The organism is Mycobacterium sp. 1164985.4 (genome assembly GCF_001668575.1).
Classification (GTDB): Bacteria; Actinomycetota; Actinomycetes; order Mycobacteriales; family Mycobacteriaceae; genus Mycobacterium.
Genome location: NZ_LZMD01000005.1, coordinates 1 through 18,760 on the forward strand (window position 1 = coordinate 1; position 18,760 = coordinate 18,760).

At 61.2% G+C, this 18,760-nt stretch carries 13 protein-coding genes; 4 read left to right on the plus strand and 9 right to left on the minus strand.

Going from position 1 to position 18,760, the window contains the following annotated elements:
• The first annotated feature begins 333 nt into the window (after positions 1-333).
• The 3 genes from A5650_RS00200 to A5650_RS00210 all read left to right on the plus strand — a co-directional run bounded on the left by A5650_RS00200 (position 334) and on the right by A5650_RS00210 (position 2,909).
• A complete protein-coding gene (locus A5650_RS00200) occupies positions 334-726 on the plus strand; it encodes a limonene-1,2-epoxide hydrolase family protein (protein WP_067285108.1) in 393 nt (130 codons plus the stop codon).
• Between the two features lie 360 nt (positions 727-1,086).
• Positions 1,087-2,253, plus strand: a complete 1,167-nt coding sequence (locus tag A5650_RS00205) for a tyrosine-type recombinase/integrase (RefSeq protein WP_067285110.1) — start codon at positions 1,087-1,089, stop codon at positions 2,251-2,253.
• A gap of 230 nt (positions 2,254-2,483) precedes the next feature.
• Positions 2,484-2,909: an ImmA/IrrE family metallo-endopeptidase gene (locus tag A5650_RS00210; protein ID WP_197501753.1), complete on the plus strand. Its 426-nt coding sequence runs from the start codon at positions 2,484-2,486 to the stop codon at positions 2,907-2,909.
• A gap of 718 nt (positions 2,910-3,627) precedes the next feature.
• On the opposite strand, the gene A5650_RS00215 is transcribed toward A5650_RS00210, so the two are convergent.
• The 3 genes from A5650_RS00215 to A5650_RS00225 are packed head-to-tail and all read right to left on the minus strand — an operon-like array spanning position 3,628 to position 10,045.
• Positions 3,628-6,756: a type I restriction endonuclease subunit R gene (locus tag A5650_RS00215; protein WP_067285114.1), complete on the minus strand. Its 3,129-nt coding sequence runs from the start codon at positions 6,754-6,756 to the stop codon at positions 3,628-3,630.
• 2 nt (positions 6,757-6,758) lie between these two features.
• A complete protein-coding gene (locus tag A5650_RS00220; RefSeq protein WP_067285116.1) occupies positions 6,759-8,072 on the minus strand; it encodes a restriction endonuclease subunit S in 1,314 nt (437 codons plus the stop codon).
• Complete coding sequence (locus A5650_RS00225; protein WP_067285118.1) at positions 8,069-10,045, minus strand: type I restriction-modification system subunit M; 1,977 nt, start codon at positions 10,043-10,045, stop codon at positions 8,069-8,071. Before A5650_RS00225 ends, A5650_RS00220 begins: the two co-directional genes overlap by 4 nt.
• Positions 10,046-10,166: 121 nt before the next feature.
• Here A5650_RS00225 and A5650_RS00230 point away from each other — a divergent pair, with 121 nt between their 5' ends.
• Positions 10,167-10,811: a DUF7255 family protein gene (locus A5650_RS00230; protein WP_067285120.1), complete on the plus strand. Its 645-nt coding sequence runs from the start codon at positions 10,167-10,169 to the stop codon at positions 10,809-10,811.
• Here the strand turns inward: A5650_RS00230 and A5650_RS00235 are convergent.
• The 6 genes from A5650_RS00235 to A5650_RS26630 form a co-directional block, all read right to left on the minus strand.
• Positions 10,800-11,519 (minus strand): recombinase family protein, encoded by a 720-nt coding sequence (locus A5650_RS00235; RefSeq protein WP_082950529.1) that lies wholly within the window; start codon positions 11,517-11,519, stop codon positions 10,800-10,802. The two genes, A5650_RS00230 and A5650_RS00235, sit on opposite strands and share 12 nt — an antisense overlap.
• 152 nt (positions 11,520-11,671) lie before the next feature.
• Positions 11,672-12,730 carry an EcsC family protein gene (locus A5650_RS00240; protein WP_231992419.1) on the minus strand — a complete coding sequence of 353 codons (1,059 nt, stop codon included), beginning with the start codon at positions 12,728-12,730 and terminating at the stop codon, positions 11,672-11,674.
• A 354-nt stretch (positions 12,731-13,084) separates the two neighbouring features.
• Positions 13,085-14,920 (minus strand): serine/threonine-protein kinase, encoded by a 1,836-nt coding sequence (locus A5650_RS00245; RefSeq protein ID WP_353615177.1) that lies wholly within the window; start codon positions 14,918-14,920, stop codon positions 13,085-13,087.
• Positions 14,921-15,002: 82 nt separating this feature from the next.
• Positions 15,003-15,401 (minus strand): DUF732 domain-containing protein, encoded by a 399-nt coding sequence (locus A5650_RS00250; RefSeq protein WP_067285127.1) that lies wholly within the window; start codon positions 15,399-15,401, stop codon positions 15,003-15,005.
• A 671-nt stretch (positions 15,402-16,072) separates the two neighbouring features.
• The gene (locus A5650_RS26625) at positions 16,073-16,768 is read right to left on the minus strand and encodes a hypothetical protein (protein WP_156743951.1); all 696 of its coding nucleotides are present in this window, start codon (positions 16,766-16,768) and stop codon (positions 16,073-16,075) included.
• A gap of 521 nt (positions 16,769-17,289) precedes the next feature.
• Positions 17,290-17,835 (minus strand): hypothetical protein, encoded by a 546-nt coding sequence (locus A5650_RS26630; RefSeq protein WP_156743952.1) that lies wholly within the window; start codon positions 17,833-17,835, stop codon positions 17,290-17,292.
• Positions 17,836-18,760: the final 925 nt, after the last annotated feature.

The following is an 18,760-nucleotide window of genomic DNA, read 5'->3' on the forward strand; positions in this document are numbered from 1 at the left end:
CACCGGCACCTCACACCCCGCGAGCCAGCCAACCCCGGCCCTCGCAACCGAGTAGGAACAAAACCTGGGGTACTTCAAACTGCTCAAGATTCGACCGGAGCCGACAACGGCACCGCAGATGATGCCGTAGATCAGGCACAACAAGAGGAAGAGTTCATAGGGGGTTGAGGTACCCACGCCGGGCGTAGCCAACTACCCGCCCGTTCGCATTACGTTGCAAAGAACGTGGAGAACCTCCTAAACGTGTCAGTCAGCCGGTCACCCGAAACTGTCCTTGTGCTCGCGGGGCGAGGCTTAGTCTGCGACTACCGCTAGCGAGAGGAGTTTCCAACGATGAGCGAGTCAGCGGAGTCGGTCATACGCAGGTACTTAGCCGCTATGGAAACGTCCGACGCGGATGAACTGGCCAGCTACTACTGTGACGACGCCGTCTTCATTGATGGTCCGCGAGGGACCCACGAGGGTATCGACGCCATCAGGACAGAAATGCAATCGATGGCGATGCTTTCTAACTTTCGCGTCGAGGTAAAGACGCTCGTCGCGAACGGTCGCACCGTGATGACGGAGCGAGTAGACATTTTCGGCATCCAAGATAAGTCGTTCGAGTTGGAAGTCGTGGGGGTGATCGAACTCGACGACAATAACCACATCAAACGCTGGCGGGATTATTACGACCTCAGGTCGATAGAGGAGCGCATGGCCGCAGCGTTTGCACCACCGAACTGACGATTCGGGTCAGCGCTACCCGTGTCCACGTATTTGACGATCAAGGGCGCACTGTAGATGTAGGCACCGGCACACCCCCCGGGTGTGCGTATATCACTTAGCCCCCGTACCCTCGGAAAAGAGCTATAACAGCAGCTAGAACGTGGTGCGCGATACTGGGATTGAATCCCATTTGTAGTTTGCTAGAGTCGGAGCTGTGATCAGCGACGATCGTGTAATCGCCACTCTGGCAAATGGATTCAGTATCGGAAGATTGCGGAAGTGTGCGGAAAGAAGTGTGCTAGAAATAGCCCACGGATAGCCCGGGGGACCCCTCGGCCCACGTTCTGCCCATCTCTGTATCGCGGGAAGGATCACCCAGTGACGCGCACTGCTGGCACGTTCGGATCTGTCGAGCAACTTGCCGGGGGGCACTATCGTGCCCGCTACACCGGCCCCGACGGACGCCGCCACAAGGCCCCGATCACGTTCCTGACCAAGGGCGATGCCCGGGCGTGGCTGGCACTCCAGCAGGCCGACATCATCCGCAAGGCCTGGACGCCGCCGGAGGCCGCACCCAACCTCGACAAGCGGTTGACGTTCCGCACCTACGCCAAGCGCTGGCTCGACGAGCGCCGGGTGAAGGGCGAGCCGTTGAAGGTCCGCACCCGCGAGCATTACGCCTGGCTGCTCGACGAGCACTTGTTGCCGACGTTCGGGGCGATGCCGATCGCCTCGATCACCGCCGACGACGTGCGGGCGTGGCACACCAAGATGGGCAAGGCCACGCCGACGGCGCGCTCACACGCGTACGGGCTGTTGAACGCCGTCATGAACACAGCCGTATCCGACGGCAAGGCGGTGTTGAGTCCGTGCGTCATCCGTGGCGCGGGGACGTCGCGGCGCGTGCACAAGATTCGGCCCGCGACGTTGGCGGAGCTGGAGGCTTTGACCAAGGCCATGCCCGCGCCGTATCAGGCCATGGTGATGTTGGCGTCCTGGTGCGCGCTGCGGTTCGGCGAACTGTGCGAGCTGCGGCGCAAAGACTTCGAGCTGACCGGGCACGTCGAACGCGGCGACGACGGTAACGACGTCGTGGTCCGGGAAGGCGTCGTGCACGTCGAGCGCGCAGTGGTGCGTGCCGGTGACGGATTCGCGGTGACCACGCCCAAGAGTGACGCCGGTATCCGCGACGTCGCCATACCGCCGCACTTGGTGCCGGTCATCGAGGACCACTTGGCGACTCACGTCGGCACCGGGGGAGACGCGCTGCTGTTCCCGGCCAAGCACGGCGGGCACCTGGCCCCGGCTACGCTGTACCGGCGGTTTTACACCGCCCGCAACGCCGCCGGTCGGTCCGATCTGCGGTTCCACGACCTGCGGCACTCTGGTGCGGTGCTGGCCGCGCAGACCGGTGCCACACTGGCCGAGCTGATGGCCCGCTTGGGGCATTCCACGCCGCAGGCCGCGATGCGATATCAGCACGCCGCTAAGGGCCGCGACAGGCAGATCGCGGCGGCGTTGTCAGAGCTCGCCCTAGCAAGGTGACGCGATTCGATACTCCGACTTGGCCCGGGTTTGCGCCCACTGCCAGCCGCAAGTCGAGGCTTTACCCTTCGGCGTGCTCCGGCGCGGTCGCACTCGTCAACGTCGCTGCGTTGTCGTACTGCAGTCGTACGCTGAAGTGCAACTGACATGAAGACACCTAGGGGGATCCCTTGACGCCGCGATCCGCTGCTCGCGAACTTCGCATGGAGGCCTGGAATAAGGGAACGAGAATGCCGTTGCCCGTCGACCCGTTCGCGATCGCACAGAACCTCGGTATCGCCGTTAAGCAGGAAGTGTTAGACGACAATCTCGCTGGATTCATTGTTCGAGAGAACGGCGGACAAGTCGAAATTTTCCTCAATGCCCTCGATGCTCATGTGCGTCAAAGGTTTACTTTAGCCCATGAGCTCGGCCATTTTTTCAAGAATAGAGGCGAGGAGAACATCGGCTATGTCGACGAACGTTCAGAATTGGCGTCGTCCGGAACCGACCCCTCCGAAGTGTGGTGTAACCAGTTCGCAGCTGAGTTGCTAATGCCAGCCGCAATAGTCAAGAAATATTGGGCGGAGGGTATGTCACTCGACGACCTACGCAATAAGTTCAGAGTTTCGACGGCGGCGATCGAGTACAGGTTGAAGAACCTTGGTCTCGTCTAGTGATGACGACGCCGGGGAGGCGAATGGCGAATCCTCGGATGAATCGCCGAAGGCTGCATCCAATAGGGCTTACGTCAACAGAAGGCTGTGGGTCGCCCGGCGGCTCGAGGAAGCAAAGACCCCTACGGAAGTCCGGTGGTCGCGTGGTCCCGAGGGTGAGGTCGACTCCTCACCGGACTCGAAGCCTCCAGTGGTCACCGAGCAGGAAGAAGACAGTGCGAGTGCTTTGCGAGCGGTCGAACTGCGCCTACGGCACGCACAAGTAGACAATGAAGAGCAGGATCTAAACCTGCGGCGAATGGTTGCGAAGTGGTCAATCGGATTCGTATGTGTCCAGCTGGTAGCAGCGAATCTCTTCTTCGGTTGGTATCTCTGGTTCAACCGCGAAGCGCCGGATGCGAAGATAATGACTGTATGGCTAGCGAGCTCAGTAGTCGAAGTTATTGGCATAGTAGTTGTCATCGCTCGAAGCCTTTTCCCTGGCGATAGGTCCAAATTGTTGCCGCACACCGGCAGCCCAGTGAAGGAGAAGCCCTAGCTACCTGCGTTAGTCCGCTTCATCGCAGTGAGACGGATGAACCGCGAACTACATGCGACTTCGCCCCGAGCGGTAACCGGCAAGAGATGGCGTGCGTGGCGGACGCTCCGAGAGGTGAAATCTCGCCGCTATATAACGCGGACCAAATCGTATTAGCGGACGGTCGACCTAGCCTGTGCCCTATGCGCTCGGCTTCAATCCCTGGTAAACGACGGGGATCAGCTCTCCGAGGAGTTTCTGAGACAGTTCGGGATTGTTGAGAATTTGGGTGGATAGGTCTTCCGAGGACGCCATCGCTCCGATGACTGCGGCAACGAATTCGTTCTGCAGGTCGGGGCTGGCTGAGAACTGAGCCAGTGTGTTGTGCTCGGCCTGCTGTTGCAGGGTCTCGCTTTCCTCGAGCCGGTCCTTGATGTGGGTGACGACGTTACGGACGCTGGAGTCGGGGTGGTCACCGGAGAACAGGTCGTTGATTTGGGCGATGACCTGTTCCAGAGCGACCAGTTCGGGATCGCGGGCGGTGCCGGTGCCTCCAGCTTTGGCCGGTTCGAGCATCACGCCGCCAGAGAGCTTGCCGTCGGCGACGTGCCCGGCGTGCTGTGCGAGGTAGTCGAAGTCGACGCCGGACAAGTCGATGTCGTGGTGCAGTTGCTCGCTGGAGATCGTCGGACCGAGGAATCGCAAGTAGATCGAGAGCTTCTCGATGGTGGGGTCCTCGTAATTGACGATCTGGGAGAGGAAGTCGTACTGGCGCAGGAATGTGCCGATGTCTTTGCGGAAGAGGTCCAGCTCTTCCAGCGCCAGGCTGTCATCGTGGTCGCGAGCTTGGCGTTCGCGGTCGCGGAACACGTCCTGCGCGGGTTTGAGCCACTTGTTCAGCGCCTCGTGGCCCTTACCAGCCTGGTGGGCGTACTTGAGGTAGTCGGCGACCAGACCGTTGACCTCAGCCTCTTGGTAGATCCCGGCGGCATCCAGCTTGTTCACGGTCTGGTGCACGATGTTGGGATCAGTGACATCGGCCAGGGTGGTGGCGTCGTAGTAGGGCTCGAATGCCTCTACGATCTCGTCGGCGTTGTTGGCGAAATCCAGCACGAACGTCTGGTCCTTGCCCGGAGCGGTGCGGTTGAGCCGCGACAACGTTTGGACCGCCGCTACCCCCGAGAGTCGCTTGTCGACGTATAATGCCACTAGCAGCGGCTGGTCGAACCCGGTCTGGAACTTGTTGGCCACCAACATCACCTGGTACTCGTCGGTGGCGAACGCTTCGCGCAGATCGCGACCTTTCAAGCCTGGGTTCATGCTGGTTTCGGTGACCTTCTCCAGACCGGAGTCAGGGTCGGTGACCTCCCCCGAGAACGCCACCAGCGCGGCGATGTCCGTGTACTTATGTTCGGCGATGTACTTGTCGAAGGCCAGCTTGTAGCGCACCGCCGCCTTACGCGACGACGTGACGACCATGGCCTTAGCCTTCCCATCGAGACGCCAGGCGACGTTGTCGCGGAAGTGCTCGATGACGATCGCGACCTTCTGGCTGATGTTGGTGGGGTGCAACTTGACCCAGTTCATCACCGACTTGATGGCCGCGCTCTTGTCCACCAACTCCCCGGCAGGCTCGCCGGAGACCTGGACGGTGCCCGAGGCGGCGGTGTCTTCGGTCTGGAAGGTCTGCCCGTCGTGGGTGAGCCTGAACGCGGTCTTGTACGGGGTGTAGTTGCGCAGCACGTCGAGGATGAACCCCTCTTCGATGGCCTGCTGCATCGAGTACAAATGAAAGGGATGCGGGGTCGCGTTGGTGCTCGACTTGTGGCCGAACAACTCCAACGTTTTCGCCTTCGGGGTGGCGGTGAACGCGAAGAACGACAGGTTCTTCGATTCGGCGCGGGCGGCCATCTCAGCAGCCAGCACATCCTCGGCATCGACGGTGCCGCCGTCGTCCAGATCCTCTAATTCGCTTGCAGACAGCGCGGCCTTGAGCCGTTTGGAGGCTTCGCCTGCTTGCGAGGAGTGGGCCTCGTCGGCGATGATCGCGAAGCTCTTGCCCTTGAGGTCGGCTTGCTCCTGAATCAGTTGCAGCGCGTACGGGAAGGTCTGGATGGTGACGATGATGATCTTCGTCCCACCGGTCAGCGCCTCGGCCAACTCCTGAGATTTGGCCCCACCCAGTCCGGCGATGTGGGCGACCACGCCTGGGGTGCGGTCGATTTGGCGGATCGCCTCCTGCAACTGGGCATCAAGAACGTTGCGGTCGGTGATCACGATGACCGAGTCGAACACCGGCGTGTTGGCCTCGTCATGCAGCACCGAAAGCCGGTGCGCCAACCACGAAATCGAGTTGGTCTTACCCGACCCGGCGGAGTGCTGAATCAGGTAGCGCTGACCCGGCCCCTTCCGGCGGGCGTCGTCAACCAGGCGGGTAACGACATCCCATTGGTGGTAGCGCGGGAACAGCATCCGCTGGGTGCGGATTTTCCTGTTGGTGGCGGGGTCGATCTTCTCGTCAATCTGCAGGTGCAGGAAACGACCGAGAATGTCCAACCAGGTGTCCCGGTCGAGGATCTCGCGCCAGAGGTAGGCCGTGGGCGAACCACCGTGCGGGTTCGGTGGGTTCCCAGCGTGGCCGTGATTGCCCCGGTTAAACGGCAGAAAGACGGTGTCTTTGCCCGCCAGCTTGGTGGTCATCTGCACTTCGGAGTTCGATACCGCGAAATGCACCACGGCGCGAGAGCCGAACTGCAGCAGCGGTTCCCCTTTGGGTAGCCGGTGATGCTTGTACTGCAGAACCGCGTCGGTGACGTTCTGGACACTTAGGTCAGTCTTCAACTCTGCTGTCGCCACCGGTATGCCGTTGACGAAGAACACCAGGTCGATGCTGTTGGAGTTCTGCGTCGAATAGCGGACCTGACGCATCACCCGAAGCCGCACCGCGTCATATCGGCTCTTGGTGGTCTCGTTCAGCGTCGTGTTGGGCCGGAACTGGCACATCGCGAACTGGGCGTTGAGGTCCTTGAACCCTCGCCGCAGCACCGACAACGTGCCGCCGTTGGACTTTGGATCAGCCCCCAACTGCTTCACCAGGGTGGCCAGCACCCCAGCCCGCGCCTTCGTCAGCGCCTCACCCGTCAGGTCCGGCTTGACCCGCTTCGCCAACTGTTCTGGCTGCGTACCGGCAAGCCAATCGAATACGTCGTTGGGGAACAGGGCCAGCTCACGGTCATAACCCTCATCGGTCGGCGAGTACAGCCAGCCGTGATCGGACAGGTACTGGCAGATCTCCGTCTCGAACGCCGACTCGTGATGCTGCTGCGTCACCGCTACACCACCCCCCGAACATCTATCTTCCCCGTCACCGCAACAGTGATCAAAGTGGAGCGGTACTCCCGCAGCGTCGCGATCACTTGCTGGGCCTTGGCGATTAACTCATCGATCTGAGTGGTCTTGCGGTCAAGGAAATCCACGATCTCCTGCTGCTCATCCAGCGGCGGGAGAATGCACACGCAGCATCCAAGTTCTTCGGCGTTCAAATGGGGTTGCGCGGCCCGTGTCCGAGCGATGTCAATCTGCCCCTGCTTGAGATATGTAGACAACAGCGCGTATTGGATAAACGCGGGCACGGCCTTCGACACCCTAAGGACCATGTCGAAGCCTGCGATTGCGCCTTCGTACTTCTCGACCACTATTGCCGAATCTCCCGTGTACGCGCCACTGCGCACAACGAGAATGTCATCTACTTTCAGCCAGAAAATCCGTTGCGAGGGTATGTGGTCGGGATTGACGTAAACCATTCCGTCTTCGCGGATCAACCCTGATGCGACATTGGTCGCCCGAATAAGAGGAGTGCCAACCTCAACGTAGGCCGGTGGCTCACCGAGGCCATATCGAATTTCGCCCAAACGCTTGATCGGCGCTGTTTCCCAGTGAGTGGGGATGCTGCCAAGCCCCTCAAGATTGGATTCCCTTATCTCGGCGTCGGGGATGAGGCCCTTTGTGACGGCGTGGGTGATGGTGGCGGTGCGGTCCTCGCGCAGGGTGGCGATGAGCCGCTCCTGCTTGGCGATCAGTGCATCAATCTTCGCGGTCTCCCGGTCGAGAAACCGGACAATAGCGACCTGCTCTGGGCGACTCGGCACGGCGATACGGAGACTCCGCAGCTTGTCCTGATTGATGTTCGGCTGTCCGCCACCCGAAGCGAGCACGATGAGGTGATCGCGGGCGGCGCTGAGCGAGTAGTAGGCAAATCGACTGCTGACCCGCTTTGGGTTGGCGAAAGCGCAGCAGGCTTGGTTGGTGCAAGCAGGTGCATCCAGCCAGCCCAAGCGTCCGATGGTCGCCCCGTACATCGCAATAAGTAGCGTGCCTGCCGGATAGACCTTGAGTGCGCTATAGGTGGCAAGTGCTGCCGGTGTCACCCTCTTTTCGGTTTGAGTGATTCCCTTTTCCCGGAGTTCGCCGGTTGTCACCCAGTTGATGTCGCCATCGTAGAAATCAAGGTTTGCACTCTCGGGCGTCGTGCCGCTGGATATGTCGTTAAACAGCCACGACATCCGTTCGATAGACCACGATGATGGTGTCAGGCCCAACCAGTAGACGTCCGTTTCGCGATAGTCGGGATACGCGGGCCAGGTCATACCCCAACCTCGGCGAGCATCGCTTGTATTTCCCCCACGAGCACGCGGAGGTCCTTCTGGATCTCGTCGAGAGGCCTCGGTGGGATGTAGCGGTAGAAGCGGCGGGTGAACGGAACCTCGTACCCGACTTTGGTCTTATCGTGGTCGATCCACGCGTTCGGCACGTGAGGCAATACTTCGCGGGCGAAATACTCCTCGATGTCGTCGGTCAGCGGGACGTTCTCGGTGTCGCGCAAGGCCGGGTTGGGTTCGGGGTTGCCCTTGGCGTCGGTAACGATGATCGCCTCATCGTCATGCTCGCCGATGGTCGACCAGATCGTCTTGACTAAAGGAGCACCTGGCTTCATCAGTCCGGCCTTGCGGAGTGCGTCTTTGAGTTCGGTGATGAACTCGTCGCGGTCTTTCCACTCCCACCCGATCAGCGTCGTGAGGGCGTTGCGGAGCGCAGCCTTCTCGCCATCCTTGAGCTTGTCGACGCTCTTATGCGCCAGCACTTCCTCGACCTTCTCCTCGCTCGGGGTGAAGCGGAGCTGCAGGGGGCGTTCGACGGTGATGGTGGAATAGCCGAACTCCTTCCCCTTGAAGACCTTGGAGTGGGCGTCGTGCTCGTCGGTGGCGTTCTGGTTGCGGAAACTGTCGTAGAGGCTGCAGATCCGCTCGATGTCCTTCGGGCGAAGCTCCTTCCTCTTCGACCCCAGAGACTTGCGCATCTTCCCGTACATGTCGACAGCGTTGATGAGCTGGACCTTGCCCTTGCGCTTAGTAGGTTTGTTGTTGTCCAACACCCAGATATAGGTGCTGATGCCGGTGTTATAGAACATGTCGGTCGGCAACGCGATAATCACGTCGAGCATGTCGTTCTCGATAATCCACTGCCGAATGTTGGACTCACCCGATCCAGCCCCGCCGGTGAACAGTGGTGAGCCGTTGAGCACGATGGCCAAGCGGCTGCCGCCCTCGCCGTTCTTGACCGGCTGCATCTTGGAGATCAGATGCATCAGGAACAGCAGCGAACCGTCGGACACTCGGGGTAGGCCGGGTCCGAAGCGGCCTGCGAAGCCCCGTTGCTCGTATTCGTCGGTGACCTTCTTCTGCTGGGTGTTCCAGGCGACGCCGAACGGCGGATTAGAAAGCAGAAAATCGAAGTGCTTGGTGCGGAATCCGTCGTCGGTGAGGGTGTCGCCGAGGTAGATGTTGTCGACGTCCTGGCCCTTGATGATCATGTCGGACTTGCACATCGCGTACGAGCGCGGGTTGATGTCTTGCCCGTACAGAACGGGGCGGGCCTTCGGGTTCATATCGATGAGGTGATCGTGTGCGGTAGAGAGCATGCCGCCTGTTCCGGCTGTGGGGTCGTAGATCGTTCTCACGACGCCCGGCTTGGTCAGCACGTCGTCCTGGGTGTGGAACAGGATGTTGACCATGAGCGCGATGACCTCACGGGGGGTGAAGTGGTCACCCGCCTGCGCGTTGTTGGATTCGGCGAACTTGCGGATCAGTTCTTCGAAGATGTAACCCATGTCGTGGTTGCTGATCACCCGTGGGTGCAGGTCGACGGCGGCGAACTCCTTGACGATCAGGTACAGGCGATCGGATTTGGCAAGGTCACCTATGAGGTCGATCATGCGGAACCCGTCGAAGACGTCGCGCACGTTGGGCGAGAGGTGCTCGATGTAGTCGATGAGGTTGTCAGCCACACCTTCGGGATCGCCGACGAGTGCGGCGAAGGTCCAGCGGGAGGTGTTGTAAAACGGCAGCTTGAACTTGGACTTGAGCATCACGCCCGGGTCGACCTTGGTCGCCGCGACCTTCTCGTACTCGGCAAGGACCTCCTCCTTGGTGGGCTCCAGGATGCAGTCCAAGCGCCGCAGGATAGTGAACGGCAGGATCACGTCGCCGTACTGGTTGGGCTGATACGGCCCCCGCAGCAAGTCAGCGATCTTCCAGATCAGGTTGGCATTGGTCTGCGCCATGTTCTCGATTCACTCCCCAGGTCCGATTTCGAGACAGGGCGAAACTACCGCGTCCGGGCGGGCGAAGGCGGGCATAGCGGTCGTAGTCGGCAGAGTCGGACTTGGTAGGCAGACTGATGACATGGTCCGTACTGGTGCCCGTGCTGCCGCTCTACGGCAACTACTGATTCGCGCCGGGCTCCGGCCCGTCGACCCCGGACCCCCAGCTCCCCGATTGGACGACTTGTCCAATGGCGCCCGTACAGCGGTACTCGCGGTATACGACGAGCTTGGTGGATTGCAGCCGATGCGTGCCCTTCGTCCTGGCGCCTGGGACTTATCTTTCGCGGAGGGCCTGGTGGTGGAGCTAGACGAGGAACTGCATTTCAATCGCTACCGATCCGTGACGCTCAAAGCTGCCGACCCCGCCGAGCTGCCCTGGCAAGACGCGTATCTCGACTTCTGCGCACATTACGAAGAGCACTGCCTCCAGGCCGGCAAGTGGGGCAAGCGTTGGACGACACCTTCTTGCGAAGCGATGTTCGGCCCTGCAGGCGACCCGGGTGCGCTGCAGGAGGCAGGCGCTCCGCGATGGAAGCAGCGCGCCCTGTACGACGCCTTCAAAGATATCGCCGCCTCCGATTCACGTACCTGGCGCCTCGCCAGGATCTCGGTCTGGGACGAGATTGACGGCGTTCGGCTCGGCGACGCTCTGAACGCCGGGGCACCGGTCGATCCTGCGCAGCTACGCGATCTCGTGACTCGTCGCACGACGTCAGCGACCTGAGGTCGCAGCCTTGGTTGGCTCTAGATACCGGTACAGCGTCGCGCGACTCACGCCAAGATACTTCGCGATGTCCTTCGCTGTGTGACCATCGGCTTTCATCCGCGTCGCGGTGGCGATATGTTCGGCGTCGTCGACCTTGCGGGGGCGTCCGAACTTGGTGCCGTTGGCGCGTGACGCAGCCCGCTTGAGTGCGGTGCGCTCTTTGATCAGCTCGCGTTCGTACTCGGCCAGCGACCCGAGGACGCCGATCATCATCCGGCCCGCCGGAGTTGAGGAGTCGATGCCGTCGGAGACCGACACCAAGGTGGCACCTCGCTCGGTCAGTACCCGGACGGTCTGCAGGATGTGGAGCATGTTGCGTCCCAGTCGGTCGAGCTTCCACACCACCACGGTGTCGCCGTCGCGCACGTACTCCAAGAGGGCAGCCAACCCTGGCCGGTCATCTCGTGCACCCGAAATTACGTCGGAGAAGACTCTGGTGACCCCAGCTGTGACGAGTGCGTCGTTCTGCTGACCGAGAGTTTGGGCGACAGTTGAGACTCGCGTGTATCCGACGCGCGTGCCCGCGAGAATGGTTGTCGCGGCATTGTTCTGACTCACAAGAGTGGTCAACGCGAGTTTCGAGACAGATATTTCTGAGACCAACTTTCGAGACACCGCCACCTGGATGATCTCGACCGGTAGGCGGCGGGGCCAGCGGCGTCTCATATGTGGTCTATTTCGAGACTCGCTCCGCGAGAAGGTTCTACTGTTCGCCGACGATGTAGTTCGTGAAGCCTCCAGAATCGAAGAGGGCTACCGAGTCGACCCGTCGGCAGTGGCTCCGGGGCTCCGGGGTGTGGGAGACGGCCAATGCCGTTCTATCCGTCTCTGTTGACGTCGTCATGAATGACGTCGGAGGCTTCCTCGCCATCGAGGACGACCCCCTCCGATTCGAGGATGCCGATCACATCAATCGAGGTCTCCGCATCGTCCTCGTCGCTGGAGACGTCTACGTCGGCGTCGAAGACTATTGGCTGCAGGTCGCCGCCCTTGTCATATAGAAATCGCTCCCGGTACGCCCAGTAGGCGGCATCGGCCACATCGTCGACCATCTTCCAGTTCAGCGCGGCTCCGATCCCAACGCCCGCGATTGGCACCAATTGTCCGAGCTTTTTCTTGGTGAGCTTCTGCCCGAACTGGGTAGCGAACTTCTGTACAACCTTGACGAAGGTCTGCTGGTTTAGCTGCTGCCACGCCATGTTGGTAGCGAGGCTGCGGGTCAGGATCGCGAGCTGTTGATATGCGACGGCTTTCGCTGACGGGGTCACCGCCAGACCGAGACCGATGACTTGCATCATGAACACTTCCTCAGCGGGATCACGCGGGTCGTAGCCGTAGTAGAGAGCATCATGAGCGATTACCCGGCTGCAGGCGGAGAGGATTGTCGCGGCGTCGACGCCCATCGCTGCCGCGATGGTGCCGAGTCCGGGCGCGGAACCTGCACCTGCCCCAGCTACCGCACCAGTTGCGGCGAGCGCTTGGCCACCGCTTACGGCCAGTCCGGCGGCGGCTCCCTCAACTGCGGCGGACACGGAATAGGCGTAGTGCAGCCGTGTAAAGGAGGCGACCTTGTCGACTGCCCTAAGGTCTAGCTCTCGGATGTCGTCGAGGTGCTTGACCGAGTGGCCCTTTCTGGCGTATGCGCGAATTACGCGGGCCTCGGACGTCGTCAATTGACCGGTGCGGGTCATGAACTTGCCAGCCCCTTCAGCGGTCGCCTTCAGCGCAGCGACGCCGCCATCCTTGACCTTGGCTGCACCAGGGGTTTTCAGCGCTTTGCCGTACCAGTCGCGCCCCTTGGTCCTGACCGACTCCGGTACCAAGCGACGTGGGGACCGACCTAATTCGCGCTCCCGGTGTTCACGGACCTTTTCCATTTGCTGCTGCTCGTAGGCTGATAGTCCCACTGGCCTTCGTCCCCCTTTACTTCGAATTCTGACGACGTCAGCACCCCGCAGTGGCGAATTGAGGTGCCGAACGTCCAACCGCGCCTAGTGCCACCGCTATCGGCGACGACGTTGTCCAGGATCGGACTGTTTGCGGATTGCCCGACGAATGCAGTGAAGACAAGGGTGCATTGACTGGAACCGCGCGACTAAGGGCACAGTCTGCTTGTCGAACCTTCCTTCCTGCCCAGGCCATTCAGATCACTGAGCCCGCGACTACTTCGCAAGAGCCGCAAAGTTCAGGTCCTGCAAGGCTTGGATTCATACGAAGTGGGGCCGCGTGGACTAGCTGGGAATGACGTCATTACACAGTGGGTGGGGACCGTCGGCCATGCTCCCCGTATTGATGTAGCCTCCGCTGCTCACGCTGTACCACGCCTCCTTACCGAGGAAGAAGGCGCTGTTCTCGTCAAGACCGTAGCGATTCATCAGCATTTGCGTGAGGTCAGTGACGTAATCAGCGCCACCGGCAACTGCTCTGCAGGCGAATGCAGCCTGTTCGGGCGTCCACGGGCCGCATTTATCCGGTCGCTGTGATGAGCATCCTGGTCCATTGGGATTGGATGACGACGTCGCCGTCCCTGAAGGAGTGAGTTCAGGGCCCGCTACTGGACAAATCCAGTCCATCGCCGAGCGGTAGATTACTCTGGCGTCCTCGTAGCTTAGGCCGTGGTACTTATCGACCAAGCGGTCCTCCACCGCAGCTTGGTCAGCACCCTGCGTATCCCAGTCGCACACCCAGGCCGCGCTGTCAGTAAAGGTGACCCCGAACATGAGGTCGTAGCCTTCCGGCGATAACTCCTGTTCCATCGCGCGGGCGTATCCCGCCCAGTCGGCTCCGTCGATGTTGGGCAGCTCATCGCCCGGTGTGGGCACGGTCGGAGTGCGAACCACAGTCGGAGTTGCACTGCTACTCGTCGGGGATGGCGGCGGCGCGGCAGCAGGTGCCGGTGACGTCGGGGTTGTGACCGCTGTCGGCAACGACGTGGTCGATGGCTTCTGCGTGGGTGTCGCGCTGTGATCGGATTGCGGGGATTGCTGCTGCCATGGCCGCCAAAGCGCCCCGGCGACAACGGCAAGCAGCAGTGCGACAACCGAGACCGCGATTACCCACCGCGTGGGGGAGCCCACAGGGCTGTTCTGTGTCGTAGCGCCAAGAGTCTTGGACGCGGCAGGCGTGACGTCAGACGGAAGGGCTACTGGGGCAGGCGTGGTCGGCGCGGCGTGTTGTGAATTTTTCGGGCCAGCGGATTCGGTGATCGCGGTCGCGAAGTCGGTGCAGGATACGAAGCGGTCGTTGGCGTTCTTGGCTAAGGAGGCAGCCAAAATCGGGTCGAGCGAGGCAAGTTCGGGCCGTATGCCAGCGAGTGCAGGTACTGGGGCGTTGAGGTGGCGGCTGATGACGACAGCCGGGTTGGAGTTCGGAAAGGGCTGCGATCCGGCCAGTAGATGAAAGGTCGTGGCAGCGAGCGCATACTGGTCCGCTCGCCCATCCATCGGCTCGCCCATGAGCTGCTCAGGGGCTGAATAGGCGACCGTCCCTACCGTCATGTTGGTCGTGGTGATCCCGCTGACGTCGTCGAGCTGCCGGGCGATACCGAAGTCCGCGAGATAGACGTCAGGTTCGTCGCTGTCGAGGTCGGCGACGATGATGTTGGCGGGTTTGACGTCGCGGTGCAGGAGGCCTTTCTTGTGCGCGTAATCCAGAGCGCTACCGACCGCACTGACTATGCGCACGGCGAGGTCGATCGGCATACCTGCGGGATACTTCTGGGCCAGAAGCTGTGCGGCGTCGGTGCCGTCGATGTAGTCCATCGCGATCCAAAGGTGACCATCGTGCTCGCCTCGGTCGTGGACGCCGACGATGTGGGGATGGCGCAGTCCTGCCGCGAGATCCGCTTCGCGGACGAATCTTTCCCGGAAAGACTCGTCACTCGATAGATCGGAGCGAAGAACTTTGAGTGCTTCCTGGCGCGGCAAGCGGGGGTGTTGGACCAAGTAGACCTCGCCCATGCCGCCAGAGCCAAGCAGCCGCAGGACTCGGTACCCGGCGAAGGCTTCGCCAATTCTCAAAGGCATGAGTTGGGTGCAGGCTGTCGGCGTGGGTTGGTGTGGCGACATGGCGTTCGACCGGCGCTCGTGGTGCTCTTACGGGTCAGCCCGACCTGCGGTGCATCCCGCCCCGTCATGCTCAGCGGCACCGCTACACCGAACCGACTGCACCAGTGTGCTCGGGGCACAGATGGTTTACCGCATATCCAGCAAAAATATTGGCGTAGTAGCTGGAGTACTCGGCAGAGCCGGCTGCCTGCAGAACCGGCGTAAGCGGGTTCCCGTCGCCGTCTAGCGTTGAACAGACCTGGTGACCCACGGCAACCGGGTCCATGCCGCTCAAGAACGCTGGCCAGCCCGTGTAGCTACTGCCTAGAGAGCCGATGGCCTGGAGGAAGTTGTACTCCTGCTCTGGTGTGGCCGTTGCCGGGGAAACGCCCGCGAACACGAAGGCGACCGGTGCGATACCACCGACGATCACCGCTCTCAGGCTGATCGCGATCCTGCGTTGTTGCCGCCTTTGCGGCAGACATAGAAAGTGTGTCTTCATGATGGGTTCAGTTGGGGACCCAGCCGGTGCTGATGTCGCATACCAGAGGCGCGCCGTCGGGGGATTGCGCGGCGTACTGCTGTTCGATGCGACATGGGGCTCCGATTTGCCGAGTGCCTATCACCGGTATCGCCCGAACCCATAAACCGGTGCCGTCGCTTTGGCCTGCACAGATCATTTGAGAGCCATTCGACGTCTGGCCGAACGGGAAGCGCTGCCAGTTGTAGCAGGCAGCGCCCTCGACAGCCCCATCCACCAGCCCGGGCAAACCGTATTGCTGCGACATCGGCACCGGGCACTGCCCGGTACTCACGCCGATGCTGTTGATCTCCGCGTTGGACCTAGAGTCACCTGCATAGTCGATTTGGTCGGTGCATCGGACATCGGCGGACGCTGACTGTGCCCAAGCGAGCGATCCCATACTGACTGCCGAGCAGCACAATAACGACGCCGCAGCCGCGCCAAGCGAACCTCTCATTAAGTTTCCCCGTGATTCTCGATCCCTACCCCGCGAGAAGTGTATACAGCAAACTTCCAAGATCGTTACAAGTGCGGGCAACTGGGCCGGTCATCGTCGTCGGCGTCTCGATGGCCCTGGTCGCGGTTTGGGGCATGGTTTTCGTCAGCTCATATTCGCGACGCCCGCAGCCTCTTGCATGCTCACAGCGCTGTCAGGCGTGTGGCTGCTGCGTTCGCATCGAAAGGCTGCGCTCGGTCTCTAGGATGTCAGTACAACCATCGAGCATGTCGTCAGAGTCCATCTTGCGCATCAAGACCGCTTGCGGGTTGTCCATGCGCATCGACGTTTCGATTACGAGGCGGCAGGCGTCTTCAATCGAGCGGACGGTGCCCCCAGGAATCGTTTGGCTGTTCCGCCACACCATCCTGGCATCGCTGCTGAGCGCGGACCTGCCGTACTGATACGCGCCCTCGTCGCGGGATCCGAATCCGACGGCTACAGCGACACCGACGAGGATGACGACAGGAATGGCAATAACAGCTATTCGCCTCGGCGTTTTTAGGGCCCGCCAGTGTGCCAGGAGTTTGGTCGCCGTACCTCCGCTCTCGTCGGCGGGCTCACCCGCAGGAGCAGACGGCGGCTTCCGTGGCGTTTTGGGTCGCCGCGATGCCGGGGCTGTTGTCGCGATCGATACGGTCGACCGCGGTGTCGATTTCGCCCCTCGCCCTGCTGCGACGGGAACGACCTCTTGGTGTCGAAAGGCTAGGGTTCCGAGTTCATCTGCGAACTTGACGAACACGTATTCGTCGTCGGCTTCATAACGCGGATCGACGATGCCGACCTGGCCGAAATGGTCGTCATCGGCTGCGACGACTTTCACTCGTCCACCCGATACGAACTGCGGCACGGCACGCTCTCTCTCGGCTTGAGTGTCACGGACGCGACAGCCGGCTTCTAGAATCGGGTCAAGACAGATCGCAGCGGCTCGGGAGCGGAGCTAGGTAGGCGTTCGATCCCGGTCATGTCTGGGTCGCCGATTCGTCGTTTCCCGAGGGCACGCTATCCAGCAAATATCCTAAATTGGGATAAGGCGGGCTGCAGGGTGCGCTGATCGAGTGGAGAAGTCCATCTACTCGGCGGAGTACCAGCAGCTGTGTGTGCTGTTACGTCAGATGCGCCGAGAGAGTGGGCAGACCAGGTCCAAGTGGCGGAGCGGCTGCAGGTTCCACAATCATTTGTCAGAAAGACGAGTCAGGTGAGCGGCGCCTGGACGTTATCGAGCTGCGGCACGTTGCAGAAGCTCTGGGCACCACATTGGCCTCAATTGTGTCCCGGCTGCCGCGGTGAACGTCTCCGCTGCGCACTCGTACCACCCTCGGACCTGGCAGTAGATTAACGGCCTAGGCGGAATTAGGCGCGCCGCGCCCCTTACGCCTCTTCCCGCTTCATCACGTCTTGTGTCCCCTGGTGATCTGCATGGTCGACGACGTCTTCAAGAACTAAGCGGCCAGCAGCTTCAGCACGCTCACGGCGCTGGTATTCGCGAATGTGGGCGTACTTGGCGTGCACCCGCTCGATAGAGGGTGCACGATCGGCAGCCGCATTGAGGCGACGATGACGTTCAACAGCGTCCGCATCGAGGCTGGCCGGGACGAAGCCCAATTCTGCAGCCAGCTCGGCACGACGCTGGCGTTCATGGTCAACGCGATCGCGATCAGGCCCATCGTTGACTCGGTGGTTGGACAAGCTAGGCGCAGTCTTCTGCAGCGTGTTGAGTGACCCGGAGTCCGTCCGGCTCCCACTCGGTCGTGAAACCGAACCCCACAGCCAGTCTTCGGTCTTGCTGAAGTCGTCGGTGATCACGAGCGCCTCGACGTCGGAAATCGGGCGGATAGCCTCCCACGGGACGCCAGAGCCTGTAAGGATCGCAGACAGCCTCTGCGCGAAAGCAATTCCAAGTCGCGCAGTCGTCATGCCCCGCTCCCGTCGTTTCACACGTTCAACGATTGGAGGTGCGGTTGTTATTTCCCTCCCAGCGTAGAAGCTCAGTCATTCGGTTAGTGACAGTTAACTCGGCACTGGAAATGCAGTGTGCTAGAGGTGTTCGCAGTGCTCAGGACGCTGCGCGTTGCACGCAAGTGACACCGTTAACTAGCCGCCGGGCGTATTTGAGCGTCACAGATTGTTGTCTTTCTATAGCCTCATTCCCAGGCGTCAGGGGCACAACGGAATCGGCACCGCGTGCGCGCTACGCGGAACCGTGTAGTAATCCCTCGGGTTTCGCGACCACCGAACAACCCATGAACCTGATCTCTGCGACATCGGTTTAGTGCGTGACCGCCGCAACCTCGAATCGATGTTCGGAGCCTCGCCCGCGAGTAGTGCCGCTGGCGCGAAGCAGAAAATTGGACATCAGGCGGTGAGCACTCTACCTGGCCGTCGCGCCGCACCCCATGCCGTGAACGTCCAATGCTGTCTTCGGAACGGAATTGACAGCGGTCTACGTTGCAAACTTCGCACGGGTAGGCCACCTAGCGGACCGAGATCGTGGCGACCGCGTAGAAGGTTCCGCTGCAGTCGATGGTTCGGACCGAGAATGTGCCCAGCGTGAAAACAGGACGTAGAACTTCGTCGTTTCGCTCATCCTCGGGTGCTCCTCGTGGCCGTAGCGGTCGTGGACGCCACGTCGAGGTTGTAGCGACGCCTGGCCGTGGAGGTCGACGACCGATCGGCATGGCTGACCGTGGCGGTTGCGACGTCCGCAGAAGGTCGGGCGGCGCAGGACGCGCCCAGATGCGCGACCAGATCTCGTCGGGCAGCGGACCGGTCTGCTCATGGGGGCCGGCGGGACAGCCAGCGTGATACTCGGCGGCGGTGTTGATTCCCTGCGGGTCGGCCA

Bases quoted from the DNA above. Each gene is read 5' to 3' on its own strand.
- A5650_RS00200 (WP_067285108.1), top strand. From the start codon at position 334: ATGAGCGAGTCAGCGGAGTCGGTCATACGCAGGTACTTAGCCGCTATG.
- A5650_RS00210 (WP_197501753.1), top strand. From the start codon at position 2,484: ATGCCGTTGCCCGTCGACCCGTTCGCGATCGCACAGAACCTCGGTATC.
- A5650_RS00220 (WP_067285116.1), bottom strand. From the start codon at position 8,072: ATGACCTGGCCCGCGTATCCCGACTATCGCGAAACGGACGTCTACTGG.
- A5650_RS00225 (WP_067285118.1), bottom strand. From the start codon at position 10,045: ATGGCGCAGACCAATGCCAACCTGATCTGGAAGATCGCTGACTTGCTG.
- A5650_RS00230 (WP_067285120.1), top strand. From the start codon at position 10,167: ATGGTCCGTACTGGTGCCCGTGCTGCCGCTCTACGGCAACTACTGATT.
- A5650_RS00235 (WP_082950529.1), bottom strand. From the start codon at position 11,519: ATGAGACGCCGCTGGCCCCGCCGCCTACCGGTCGAGATCATCCAGGTG.
- A5650_RS00240 (WP_231992419.1), bottom strand. From the start codon at position 12,730: ATGGAAAAGGTCCGTGAACACCGGGAGCGCGAATTAGGTCGGTCCCCA.
- A5650_RS00245 (WP_353615177.1), bottom strand. From the start codon at position 14,920: ATGTCGCCACACCAACCCACGCCGACAGCCTGCACCCAACTCATGCCT.
- A5650_RS00250 (WP_067285127.1), bottom strand. From the start codon at position 15,401: ATGAAGACACACTTTCTATGTCTGCCGCAAAGGCGGCAACAACGCAGG.
- A5650_RS26630 (WP_156743952.1), bottom strand. From the start codon at position 17,835: ATGACGACTGCGCGACTTGGAATTGCTTTCGCGCAGAGGCTGTCTGCG.